The following is a 12,694-nucleotide window of genomic DNA, read 5'->3' as shown; positions in this document are numbered from 1 at the left end:
TCTACTTTAGGGTCTTGTCCAAATTTTCGAATGATGCACTTGGAGCCACCGATTTGACACGAGAGTCCGCAGCATACGCCGCCATCACATCTTCTAGTGAACGGCCTCGAACTTCAATCACTTCATATCCCAATCCCGCTACACTTCTTTTCACTGTCCCTCCTAAGCGACGGTGATCGGATTGTGATAAAGAACGACTTAGCTCCACCACAAATGTATCTTGGCTAAAGGATAGCTCGTCCTCTTTTTGTTTGGATGCTTCCACTTCCTCTGGTATTTCTAGACCAAGACTTTCATATACGTGCGCGTAATCCTTAGAAGCACCTGGAGTCGCAATCGTTGGACTGGCCGCTGCCGCTGGTGCAAATGCAGGGGCAAGCAAGGCAGCCGTCAATAGCGGGACCACGACGAACCGTTTACATACATTCATTTAGTAATTCCTCCTTCTCAACTGACAAGCAATAAAAAAAAGACCATGATTGTAAAGATATGGATACAGTATAACAAAATTACCACTTATTCGCAGTACGAATTAGACTCGATTTCGGTTTTTTCCTAGAAACCTTTCGACACGTTGTCGATGTTTGCTTGAATTTGGCATCTACTTTAATTGTTATACATGTTATAATTATTTATTGAAAAACTAATTAATACGTATCTAAAAAAAAACGATTATATAACTTTTGAATAGAGGAGTTTTTGAAATATGTTATCGACAATGAAAAAGTTAATAGGAGACGGACAAGAGCGAAAAATTAAAAAGTATAGACAAATTGTTGATCAAATTAACTCGTATGAGGCTAGTCTTTCTTCTTTATCTGATGGAGAGCTACAAGCAAAGACCACCTCCTTTAAAGACCTATTAGAAGCTGGTCAAACCGTAGATGACATAAAAGCTGAAGCCTTTGCTGTCGTTCGTGAAGCATCAAAACGAGTACTCGGATTACGCCACTATGATTCTCAGCTTATTGGTGGCCTTGTTCTTTCTGAAGGCGATATCGCTGAAATGCCGACTGGAGAAGGAAAAACCCTAGTCGCCTCTTTGCCAAGTTACCTAAGAGCATTAGAAGGTAAAGGTGTTCACGTTATTACCGTTAATGAATATTTAGCAGAGCGCGACCGTAATTTAATAGGAAAGGTTCATGAGTTTCTAGGACTTTCCGTTGGATTAAATATCCCGAACCTGACCCCTGATCAAAAGCAAGCGGCCTACTTAGCCGATATAACGTACGGAATTGGAAATGAATTCGGCTTTGATTATTTGCGTGATAACATGCTTTACGATTACAGTCAGCGCTCGCAACGCCCATTTCATTTTGCTATTATCGATGAAATTGATAGTGTCCTTATTGACGAAGCAAAAACTCCGCTCATCATAGCCGGAAAAACGCAAGTTAACCCAAGCTTGTATAACATATGTGCCAAATTTGCTCGTGGTTTAAAAGAAGAAACAGACTATATGTACGACCCTGTTATGAAGTCTGTTAGTTTAACAGATGAGGCCATCACAAAGGTTGAGCGTGCGTTTGGGATCGATAACTTGTACGATTTAGAGCACCAAACGTTGTTCCACTTCGTTTTACAAGCAGTTCGTGCTCATGTGATGTTTAGCCGTGATGTTGATTATATTATTAAAGATGGCGAAGTTCAATTAGTTGATATGTTCACAGGACGTGTAATGGAAGGCCGTTCGTTCAGTGATGGACTTCACCAAGCACTTGAAGCAAAAGAAGGAGTGGAAATAACGGAAGAGAATAAGACACAAGCACTTGTGACGATCCAAAACTACTTCCGAATGTATCCAACTCTTTGTGGCATGACAGGTACAGCCAAAACTGAAGAAAAAGAATTCCAAATGCTCTATGGAATGCATGTTATCCAAGTCCCAACGAACAAACCGCGTATTCGCGTCGATCAACCTGATTTTGTTTTTAAAACAAAGGATGATAAATATAAAGCCGTGACAAAAGAAGTGATCGAACGTCATAAAAAGGGACAGCCCGTTTTAATTGGAACGACATCCATTATTCAATCGGAAACAATGGCCGAGTACTTAGATAAAGAGTCTCTTAATTACGAGCTGCTGAATGCAAAAAGCGTCGAACGGGAAGTTGATCTCATCTCGAAAGCGGGACAAAAAAGTCAAATTACCATTGCAACAAATATGGCAGGCCGCGGGACCGACATTGAGCTTGGGGAAGGTGTTGCGGAGCTAGGTGGATTATATGTGATCGGAACCGAGCGCCATGAAAGCAGACGGATTGACAATCAGTTACGCGGACGTTCCGGTCGTCAAGGAGACCCTGGGGAATCTAGACTATTTATCTCCCTTGAAGATGATATTATCTTGCGATTTGGCGAGCATGAACTTGAGAAAATGAAGGGAAAATTATCGTTTGATGAGAATGGCCTCGTTCATTTTTCAGATTTAGAAAAATACATTAACCGCATTCAACGAAATTGTGAACATAACAACTATGCTACACGAGAATATACATTAAAACTTGATGATATTATTAACGAGCAACGAAACGTTGTTTACGGTTTACGTGACAAAGCTTTACTGGAAGAGGACCTGTTAGCACTCATTACACCAATGATTGCTTCTGCGAGTGAGAACATCATCGATCATTATTGTACAGATGAATTACTCGTTGATGAGTGGGATCTAACCGCCATCAATCGTCAATTAAATCAATTATTTCCTCAAACAGACATAAATGTGACAGAAAAGATGGAAGATAAGAGTGAAGTACAAAGTTATGTACGCGAACAGGTAAATCAATATGTTGAACAAATACAAACGCTAACGGATAACCAAAACGTCCAAATGAAAGCAAAACAAATATTGTTAATGACACTTGATATTCATTGGCTTCAACATATTGATGAGATGGATCGCTTAAAAGAAGGAATCGGGCTTCGTGGGTATAGTCAAGAAGATCCGATGCGTATTTACAACCGTGAAAGTTATGCATTATTTACAAATATGTATCAAACGGTTGAACGAGACGTTTGTATTCACTTAGCGAAAAACATCAAACCATACCTTGAAGCGTAAAAGGAGGCGACTGATGACTTCTTTTTGGGAAGAAGCTAGAAAGAAACAACACCCAGATCAATCGACGCTAACGTTGGAAACGTTGATCGGAGCCAAAGAGCATGAGCTGACTTCTACAGAGACAGTGGAAACACCTTTATCAATAGCAACTGATCAAACCTTCTCAAAGGAAGATCAATACGCGTTATCGTTCGCTTTGCTTGAATCACCACCACTTAAAAAAGGAGAGCTCGCTATTAGCGGGGTCTCTGCTTTTTTGACAAACAGTGGCAGCTTAGAAGTGACGGCACTCATTCGTAACGGACTTGATGAGTCGGTGAGGTTCGCAAAGGTTCAGATGGCTTTCTTTACTAAAGCACAACTGATCGCAACAGGAGCTTTTGATTTAACAGCTCTTGGCCATATACCTGCTAGACAGGCGCGTCCGTGGACCTTTGTCTTTGAACGGGATCAACTGACAGAAAGACCTGAGTCAATCATTGACTGGACATTGGCTTTTGACTTAACTCAAAAAAGAGAGTATCACTTCCTTTCTATAAAGGGTGATTGGAACGCAACGTATACAGCCGAGGAACAAGCCGAGATCGTAAAACAAGCATTAGCTAAACCAGCTCCTCCAGAAGGGCGCGTTGCCATCCAAGTGATTTCTACAACACGATTAAAAACAAAGCTAACCAAAACAACCTTGCTCATTCAAAACAATCACTCTCAAACGCTCCGTCTAAAAAATGTGCCATTTGAGTTACGAGGAAAGCATCAAACCGTACTTGAGCAGATTTCCTATGACCTTGCTTTAGAAATCCCGCCCCATACAAGCAAATTAGTAACCGTTCTTCTTCCATTTAAACAAGATGGTTCTAAGGTAGAAGTTCGAACATAAGAAACAACCTAGTCACTTGAAAAAGGTACAAACGCCTTTTTAAGTGACTCTTTATTGATTCGGACGAAAAACAAAGAAAAAAAGCTCGAGTCTACTTGATGACTCGAACTTTTTTACAATAATCTATTACTTTTTAAGTTGGATAACTGGAATTGTTACGTCTTTCTTATCAACCACGACTTCGTTTTTCACAACTTTATAACCATCTACGAAAATGCGAACATCGTAAGAACCGTTACCTAAGTTAAGGGCAGCTGTTCCATTTGTTAAGCTAACGACTTGTACCAGTTTGCCTTCTGTATCAAATGCAGCGACGAATCCTGTTGCATTTGCATTGTTTTCATTCAGTACAAGCATATTAACAGATGATGTACGCTCTTCGACTTCATCAAGAAGAACGACTTCAAATTCTTTTTCCTCACCTTTTGCAATCGTTACACTTGTGCTGTAAGCTTGCTTACCATCTTGTTTAGCTACTTCAAGACTGTACGTGCCAGCAGAAAGATTAGCAAATGATACCGTTTCAGACTCAGCTGCTGTTTTCACACCAGCATACGAATCTGCAAATAAAACATCCTCTGCTGCTACTTCTACTTCATCACCATTTTCATCAACAAATGATAAAGCAAGAGATGCATTTCCACCTGTAGTTACTTCATAGTTACGGTTTTGGATGTTATCACCAGCCGCTACTGTTAAAGAAGCTACTTTCGTTTCAAAGCCATCTGCACGAACAACTACTTGGTATACACCAGGAGCTACGTTTACCGTCTCATATTGACCGTTTCCTTGGATCGTCGTTGTTTCAACAAGCTCTCCAACTTCCTTGTCTTCAACTGAAACTGCATAGTACGAGACAGAACCAGCTGTTGCTTGAGCTAGCGTTCCTTCTGCACGAACGACACCAGATACATTTGCAGAATCTTCTACATCAACAAGTTCTACGTCTTTGTCGCTAGAGTTGTTTTTAGTCACAGCTACATCAACGGTTTTTGTTACTTTCCCTGATTTGCTTACTTGTACTTGGTAATCACCCGCAGCTACACTTGTAAATGTGTAAGCATCGCTATCATTACGCTCTCTTGTTTCAGCTTTCACTTCACCGTCTTGAAGAAGTCTTACCGTTGCACCTTCTTCAGCCGTCACTTCAACCACACCAGCCGTTGTTAAACGATCACCAGCTGTATTAGGTGCTTCTTGATCGTTTACCGTTACCGCAAAGCTAGCTGGAAGAACATAATCACCTGTTACACGTACCGTATAGTCACCAGCAGGAATGCGGTCGAATGCAAACTTGCTTCCATTAATCACACTAGTAGAAATAACGGCACCATTTTGCACTAGTTCAGCTTGTAATCCTTCTGTACGTAGCACTTCATTGACACCTTGTGCTTGTACTGTAAATGCTAACTCATTTGCTTGAACAAGGTTCACATCATGCGTTGCATCTTGACCTTCTGTAATCGTTACTTGACCAAGGTATAGGGCATTATCTGCACTATCGACTTTAATTGAATACGAACCAGATGGTACAGTGATGTCATCAAAGCTGTATTCACCAGAAGCATTCGTCTTGACTGTTTCAAACTCTCCGTCTTCATTGTGAATTTCCACATCTGCATCTGCTAATACAACATCATTTGCATCCTTCAATACTCCAGAAAGAGTCATTGCTTCTACTTTTGACATTTCAATTCCTGAAAGAATGTTTGAAGCTGCATCCGCATGTAGTGTGAAATCAATTAACTCGGATGGATGAAGAGCATTTTTACTGTTTGAAGCATAGTCACGAGATACTTGAAGACGTAGCTTGTCGCCAAAGTTTACGGCTTTTTCCGTATTCGTAATTGAAATTTCTCCATTTTCAAATGAGAAGTCCTCACCAAGGTTAAGCTCTTCAAATTCTTCAGTTGACTGATTAAACTTAGACACAACTACATCTGCTGTTGTTACAGAAGCACCTGTTACAGCATCAACCACATTCGCTTTTACAGTAATTTCTTCTTGATTTAATTGAGTAAGCTCTGAAACAAATAATGATACAGCCTCATCTTCAATTAACGTAGCTTTCTTCGTTTTAGGCTGATAACCCGTTTTGCTGAATGTCACGTCTTGCTCCCCAGCAGCAAGGCCTGCTACTTGATAGAAACCTTCTTTATCTGTAACAACCGACTTGCCACCAACAGTTACTGTCACGCCTTCGATCCCAGTGTCACCATTGCGTACGAATCCTGTTATAGCAGTTGCTGCTGATTCCACGATTTGCTCATCCGTTTCAACCTGTAATTCTAATGCGCGATAGACAAATGTTGCAAACTGTGCACGAGTGACTGATTCTTTTGGACGGAATTGCTCAACATTGGTAATACCTGCTTGAGCAAGCTTGATAATGTTGTCTTGGTGACTTGCGTGTGCTGATTCAAGGTCTGTAATTGTCACCTTCTCGCCTGTATCTTCAAGACCAAATGTGTTCACTAAGATCGAAGCCATTTGCTCACGTGTAATGTTATTTCCAGCACGGTATGTCCCGTCTGGATAACCACCGATAAATCCAGCATCCTTCATCACTGTAAGAACAGGTGCGAAATTATTAACAGATGATACGTCACTGAATGGCGCTGCATCAATGGCAGATGGAACTTCTAATCCAGCCGCTTTAACAAGAATGGAAGCAGCTTGTCCACGGTTGATCGATTGACCTGGTTTGAACGTACCATCTGGGTAACCTGAAATAATTTCCTTTTCAACTAATGCATTGATTTCATCAGCAGCAAAATAATCTGCCGCTACATCAGAAAACATAACGTTAGCAGAAACATTGGCCGGTGTAGCTGCAACACTTGTTGCCACAACAGCTGCAGCTGTTACAGAAGTTGCTAAAAATTTACGATAAGAACGTGGTTGATAAGACATATGAATAAATTCCCCCTGAATGATTAAATATATGATTGTATCGACACCCACAACATCTAGTAGCTGATGTCGTTGTTATTACAAAACCTAGAATACCGCGAAGCTCGGAATCTCTCAATGCCAAATTAATGGAAATAGAGGGGGGCAAAGGGAAGATGCTATTACGATACTTTCAGTACTAGCTAATCTCTTGTTCATTGAATTTCCGCTTCTTTCTTAGGCTATCTCGTGCTACTATGGTCATCGATTCCCAAACGTGTTGTTTCTTTGCTTCCTTTCATCTTCGGTCAAACAAAAAAATAAAAGCCTAGTATGAGTCGGTTCTCATACCAGGCTGAAGGTCTATTTTCTTTTTATTTAACCAACTTTGTAATCGATCGATCTAAGAAGACAGAGAAGTGCGCACGTGACACCGAGTCGCTCGGTCCAAATCGTCCATCTTGATACCCACTCGCAATTCCATGGTAGGCAAGTGTTTCAATCGCTTCGTACGCCCAGTGGTCTACTTCAACATCTGTAAATGTCGGCTTTTCTGGAAGAGGAGCTTCTAACCCGTAAGCACGAACGAGAATCGTAGCCATTTGCCCACGCGTTAAATACCCATTTGGATCAAAGGTACTATCACTTCTTCCTGTCATGAATCCGACACCTGAAATCGCACGAATATCATGATAAGCATGAAAACCACTCGGAACATCTTTAAAATTCGGTGATTGGAACTCATTCGCCTGTAAGTCAAATTCACGAACGAGCATGGATGCAGATTGAGAACGTGTCAAAGGCTGCCCTGGCTTAACCGTGCCATCGGCATATCCACGTAAGATTCCGCGATCTTTCAAGAACAATAAAGAATCATATGCCCAGTGGTCATTCGGGACATCTCTGAACTGATTCGTTGATAGGACCGTTACCGGAACGCGTGTCTCCATATTGCCATATGTTGCGACGATCGCTCCTGTTCCCTTCTCATTCCCAGCTGTAAAACGTCCGTTTGGCGTAATCGTTCCAATTCCTCCTTCGACTCTCCAATTTACTAACGAAGAATCAAAGATTGGATTGGTCCCATTAGTTCGAATGGCATCGGCTGTAAAACGGTGCTGTTCTCCTGTGCCAATCGTAAGCTTTGACGGGGTAATCGCTAATCGATCAAACGAATTAACGACTTTAACCTCAATGCTTCCCACACTTTGTCCATTAATTCGAGCTTGAATTCGCCCTTCTCCTGCTGATGTTGCTCGGAATGTTTTCCCATTCACTTCCCCGACGCCATTTGTGACAGTAAACGTTAGATCGCTCTCACGATACGGAACGGTGTTGTAGTATTCGTCCATCGCGAAATGCGATTTCAGTTCAACCGTAGATCCGACAGCAACCGGTGCTTGAATCGAATCCATCCGCAGTCTCGCTGGAGCCGATGCAGGTGCTGTACTAATCGCTTGTAACGTCGCTGACACACGGCGTTCTGAGCCAGCTGACGGAACATTGGCTAAAGTAGCATACGTTTGCCCATGCTGACGCGCGACCATCGTCGTTGATCCCCCGCCATCAAGGTTTAAGGCGCGGTCGACTCCAAGCGAGACAAGATATTCGGCAAATTCACGTAAAGTCATCTTCTCCACTGTTATCATTTGGACCTTGGTTCCCGTACGATCCACAGCCACAGCCGTCCTTGCGACACGTTGACTTGCTCTCCAATTTGATTCGTTCATCGTTATATGCACTTGTCCATTTCGAACAAGCTGTGGACCGCTGCCAAGCATAAACTGAGCACCTTTCCACTTATCATCAATGTCAACCGAGACCTCTACCGTGTCTCCAGGCTTCATGCTCGTTAATAGATCAATATTTTGTCTACCATGGCCCGATAGAACAAAGCCATCCTCCGGAATTTGAGCATTCCCACTATCTCCGTATCCTCTTACCCGTTCAACCGTACCTGTTACCCGGTCACCAAACTGTAGATTTTTCATATCTTTTGATGCACCACGAACGATCACTTCGACTCCAAATTCATTCGTCCCAGTCCGACCGTTTGTCATCATCGGTGTAAATAACAACAAATCATTATTGCTACGAATATAATTCATATTGGTAATTGGTAAGGAATGACCGTTATACGAAACACTTGAGCGAATATCATAGTGATCTACCGTTGCTTTTCCATTGCTTCTGACTCCAAATGCAATCGGCTCACTACGATAGTGATCGCGACCGCTCGATACGGTACCATAATTTACAACCCTATCATTCTCTGAAATAATACTAAAAGGAAGGCGGTTCGGGTCACTCATATCAAAAAACGTCGCATTGACCGCACCAACAACGCGGTGGCCATCGACGGTTCGCTCACGCGCTTGCTGACTTGTCGTCTTCGTTTGACTAAACGGGATTGGTGTATTCACAGCAAGCTTCGTAAAGGAATTTTCCAGATTAACATCCAAGACATTTGTCTTTTGATTGCTACCATTTATTCTTACACGCTCTTGCCGATAATCCACTCCAGGAGACACTTTGTACGAGGAAACAACCGTACTAGAAGCCTCTACCGTAGCAGGACTACCAAATAGCCACTGTGTCGACAGCAGTAAAACCAATGACCATATTGCAGCAGCGCGTCTACTCATTTTCTTCATTCTCTCTCTCCTCAAAACATGATATTCTACCATACTCATATCTACTTGTAGAATAGGTGAATTGCTAGAGGAAGTCAATATGATAATAGTCTTTAATTCAGCACGAATAGATAAATAGAGTGATAACGATTGCCACAGAGGACGATCTCTGCCATTGTTCGAGAACTCATTCCATTTAGCCATCGCCTCTAAACATTTAAAGCGAATCTTTTATCGATCATTCGATGTTTACTTTCCTTCCAATCAGTCCATCCTATAAATAAGTCTTGCGGTAAGACTTAGGTTGATTAGAACAGCCTATCGTTCTTTTTAAAAAAGAAAGTTGTCTCCACCACAAACGGGTGAGAGACAACTTTTTTCTTTATTTACTTCCACCATAATAATAGTAATATTGATCAGTGCTTCTTGGCTTCTCATTCAAGACAGCGCCAAGCAATTTCGCTTTTGATTGATCTAATTGCTCTTTCGCTTTTAAAGCGCCGTCCCGATCCGTTTTCCCACTGCTCACAACCAAGACTGAGCCATCACAAAGATTTGCAAGCACAATTGGATCCGCCACGGCCAAAACCGGGGGCGCATCAAATAATACATAATCAAACTCTGTTAGTAACTCATCTAATACTTGCTGCATTCGATTAGAACCAAGCAGTTCTGACGGGTTCGGTGGAATCGGGCCACAAGGGATAACCGATAAATTAGAAACCCGAGTTGCCTGAATGACTCCCTCTATTTTTTCCTGTCCCGTTAATAAATTCGTTAATCCAACTAGGTTGTCAACTCGAAATGTGTAATGAACCGTCGGCTTCCGCATATCTGCATCAACGAGTAGCACACGCTTCCCTTGTTGAGAAAGAACAACGGCTAAATTGGCGATAGTTGTCGATTTTCCCTCCCCTGGGCTCGCAGACGTCACAAGAATACTTTTCATCTGCACTTCGCTTGATGAATATTGAATATTGGTACGCAGAGTACGATATTGCTCAGCGATAGGAGATTTCGGATCAACATGACTGACAATATTACGATGATTTGCTCTCTCACTTTTTTTAACTTGCCGATTTCGTCTTATCATTGCTGTCACTTCCTACTCTTTTTGACCGAATTGATTTGACCGTATCTCCCTCATCCATTTGAGCAATTGCCCCAATAACAGGCAGACCTAGGTGCTGTTCAATATCCTGCTCTGTACGAATGGTTTGATCTAAAAATTCAAGTAAAAACGCAAGACCAACCGAAGCCATTAAACCAACAACAAAGGCAATCGCCATGTTCAGTTCCGGATTGGGACTGACTGGAGTTGGATTGGGATGTAGTTCAGCAGGCGCTAACACAACCACATTATCAATTCGTAATAGATTTGAAATTTCCCGTTGGAAAACAGCCGCTGTCGTATTGGCAATGTCTACTGCCAAAGATGGATCTGGGTCTTCTACTCGAATGGTCACGACTTGAGATTGACCTTCTTGTGAAACATTTATTTGACTATTCAATTGACCATGAGAACGCTCAAGGCCTAATTCGCCAATTACTTCATCTAAAATATAAGGACTTTTCATAATAACATTATACGTTTGGATATACTTGGAATCGACATCAAATCCAACTGCTTGGAGTGCAGAACTAGCTCCTGCGGCTTGCTGACTGACGAGTATTTGTGTGGAAGATTGATAGATTGGAGTTAAAGAAAAATAACTGATCAATCCACTTATTCCCACAGCCGCCAACGAAATCACCATGATCATAACGATTCGTTTTTTTAATGTACTAAAAATTTCTTTAAGGCTTATCGTTTCTTCCATAAAATCATTTCCTCCACACCTTTTCCACTGCTAATTCTAAGATTACCACAAAAATAAAAGAGAATGCGACAAAATTCTTAGGTAAATTACTCCAACATCATGCTTTCTACTTAGAAAAATAGGGAACCGAATATGGTTCCCTATCCTTCCTATCAATTTAGTTCATGAACCCTTGGAATTTAAGTAAAGAATCAATCACTCTTGCCATTTGAGCACGAGTCATAGGCTCTTTTGGACCGAATGTTCCATCGTTACGGCCTTCCATAATGCCTGCTTGAAGTAAACGCTCAACATCCTCTTTTGCATAATCATCAATGCGATCAAAATCAGAGTACGTATTTTCTGCATTCGCCGTTCCTAATTTTGAATCATCAAAGCCAATTTGATCCATCGCACGTGAGATCATGGCAGCAGCTTGTTGACGAGTAACAGGTGCATTTGGAGCAAATGAACCATCACGACGTCCTTGAACAATCCCTGTTTCTACAATTGGAAGAAACTCATCCATAAACCACTCATCGCCAGTAACATCACTAAATTGTTTTTTATATTCGCTATCAGAAATCATCGCAAGTGAACGACTTAATAACACAGAAAGTTGAACACGTGTTACAGATTCCCCTGGTGCAACTCGACCATCGGAACGTCCTTGGAACACGTTACGAACAGATAAACGGTCGATCTCTGGTTTTGCCCAGAAGTCCGCACGTAAATCCGTGAACGGAAGTGGTGTACGCTCAGCAACTACGTATTTACTTAACATACGAGATGCAAAACGAACACTTTCTGTCCCGCCCTGTGTTGGAACGATAACTGGAGTGGCATCCACGTTATAAGCAATTGCAAATTGCGGATTCGTTACGCCAGCAACTGGAATGGAACGGAAAATATAGCTATCAAAACGAGTTAATTTCGCTTCACGCTCACCAGAACGTACAGACATCGTAAAGTCTACCACGTCTGACTTCACGCTTGCTCCACTCACTCGACTTTCCAATGAATTCTTAATCGAAGTCGCTTGGCTACCTGATACAACAGCAATTGTTATGGATACCTCAAAGTCATCAGTAGAACTCGCTGTTAACCCAAGAGCCGCACGAATCTTTTCATTAGAAAGTTCGGAAACAGGAATACTGATGCTTCCATCTTCCGAAACAACATCCACAACAAGGTTTTTATTGTTCGCACTGCTTAATGCATCTATTGCTTGTTTCGGAAGACGAAGTTCTGCTACTTCTCCTGCCTCACGCTCAAGAGTGAAGTTAAGACGGTCAGCCTCTGGGTTGGCTTGTACGAAATCAGCGATTTTTTCACCATCGACTTTTGTTACAGCTTTATCGCCTTCGCGTTCAACGGTTGTCGCATCTTCTGGTGCTTCAACGGTGTCGCCACCATCACCAGTGCTTCC

The 12,694-nt window shown here is 41.9% G+C and carries 8 protein-coding genes; 2 read left to right on the top strand and 6 right to left on the bottom strand.

Features of this window, described 5'->3' with window-relative positions; all coding sequences use genetic code 11:
* Position 1 precedes the first annotated feature (1 nt).
* Entirely contained in the window at positions 2 to 430 is a 429-nt protein-coding gene (locus JCM9140_RS15995; RefSeq protein WP_034748738.1) for a S8 family serine peptidase, read from the bottom strand.
* Positions 431 to 706: 276 nt separating this feature from the next.
* On the opposite strand from JCM9140_RS15995, the gene secA2 reads away from it, so the two are divergent.
* Complete coding sequence (gene secA2, locus JCM9140_RS15990; RefSeq protein ID WP_034748735.1) at positions 707 to 3,061, top strand: accessory Sec system translocase SecA2; 2,355 nt, start codon at positions 707 to 709, stop codon at positions 3,059 to 3,061.
* 13 nt (positions 3,062 to 3,074) lie between these two features.
* A complete protein-coding gene (locus tag JCM9140_RS15985) occupies positions 3,075 to 3,941 on the top strand; it encodes an SLAP domain-containing protein (RefSeq protein WP_034748732.1) in 867 nt (288 codons plus the stop codon).
* Between the two features lie 126 nt (positions 3,942 to 4,067).
* Here JCM9140_RS15985 and JCM9140_RS22705 read toward each other — a convergent pair whose 3' ends face one another.
* From JCM9140_RS22705 to JCM9140_RS15960, 5 genes are all read right to left on the bottom strand, one after another.
* Positions 4,068 to 6,854, bottom strand: a complete 2,787-nt coding sequence (locus JCM9140_RS22705) for a carboxypeptidase regulatory-like domain-containing protein (protein WP_052002319.1) — start codon at positions 6,852 to 6,854, stop codon at positions 4,068 to 4,070.
* A gap of 353 nt (positions 6,855 to 7,207) precedes the next feature.
* Positions 7,208 to 9,670 carry an S-layer homology domain-containing protein gene (locus JCM9140_RS15975; RefSeq protein WP_081727728.1) on the bottom strand — a complete coding sequence of 821 codons (2,463 nt, stop codon included), beginning with the start codon at positions 9,668 to 9,670 and terminating at the stop codon, positions 7,208 to 7,210.
* A gap of 178 nt (positions 9,671 to 9,848) precedes the next feature.
* Positions 9,849 to 10,559, bottom strand: coding sequence for a CpsD/CapB family tyrosine-protein kinase (locus JCM9140_RS15970; protein WP_034748727.1), 711 nt, complete (start codon positions 10,557 to 10,559; stop codon positions 9,849 to 9,851).
* Entirely contained in the window at positions 10,534 to 11,286 is a 753-nt protein-coding gene (locus tag JCM9140_RS15965; protein ID WP_034748724.1) for a YveK family protein, read from the bottom strand. Before JCM9140_RS15965 ends, JCM9140_RS15970 begins: the two co-directional genes overlap by 26 nt.
* 157 nt (positions 11,287 to 11,443) lie before the next feature.
* A partial coding sequence (locus JCM9140_RS15960; protein WP_034748721.1) for an S-layer homology domain-containing protein occupies positions 11,444 to 12,694 on the bottom strand: 1,251 nt, incomplete at its 5' end.

It is taken from the genome of Halalkalibacter wakoensis JCM 9140 (genome assembly GCF_000513095.1).
GTDB lineage: Bacteria > Bacillota > Bacilli > Bacillales > Bacillaceae_D > Halalkalibacter > Halalkalibacter wakoensis.
The sequence above is the reverse complement of the archived record's forward strand: the minus strand, read 5'-3'. Positions and strand labels throughout refer to the sequence as shown.

Excerpts from the sequence above, each read along its gene's own strand:
- JCM9140_RS15985 (WP_034748732.1), top strand. The coding sequence starts at position 3,075 with ATGACTTCTTTTTGGGAAGAAGCTAGAAAGAAACAACACCCAGATCAA.
- JCM9140_RS15975 (WP_081727728.1), bottom strand. The coding sequence starts at position 9,670 with ATGGCTAAATGGAATGAGTTCTCGAACAATGGCAGAGATCGTCCTCTG.
- JCM9140_RS22705 (WP_052002319.1), bottom strand. The coding sequence starts at position 6,854 with ATGTCTTATCAACCACGTTCTTATCGTAAATTTTTAGCAACTTCTGTA.
- JCM9140_RS15995 (WP_034748738.1), bottom strand. The coding sequence starts at position 430 with ATGAATGTATGTAAACGGTTCGTCGTGGTCCCGCTATTGACGGCTGCC.
- secA2 (WP_034748735.1), top strand. The coding sequence starts at position 707 with ATGTTATCGACAATGAAAAAGTTAATAGGAGACGGACAAGAGCGAAAA.
- JCM9140_RS15970 (WP_034748727.1), bottom strand. The coding sequence starts at position 10,559 with ATGATAAGACGAAATCGGCAAGTTAAAAAAAGTGAGAGAGCAAATCAT.
- JCM9140_RS15965 (WP_034748724.1), bottom strand. The coding sequence starts at position 11,286 with ATGGAAGAAACGATAAGCCTTAAAGAAATTTTTAGTACATTAAAAAAA.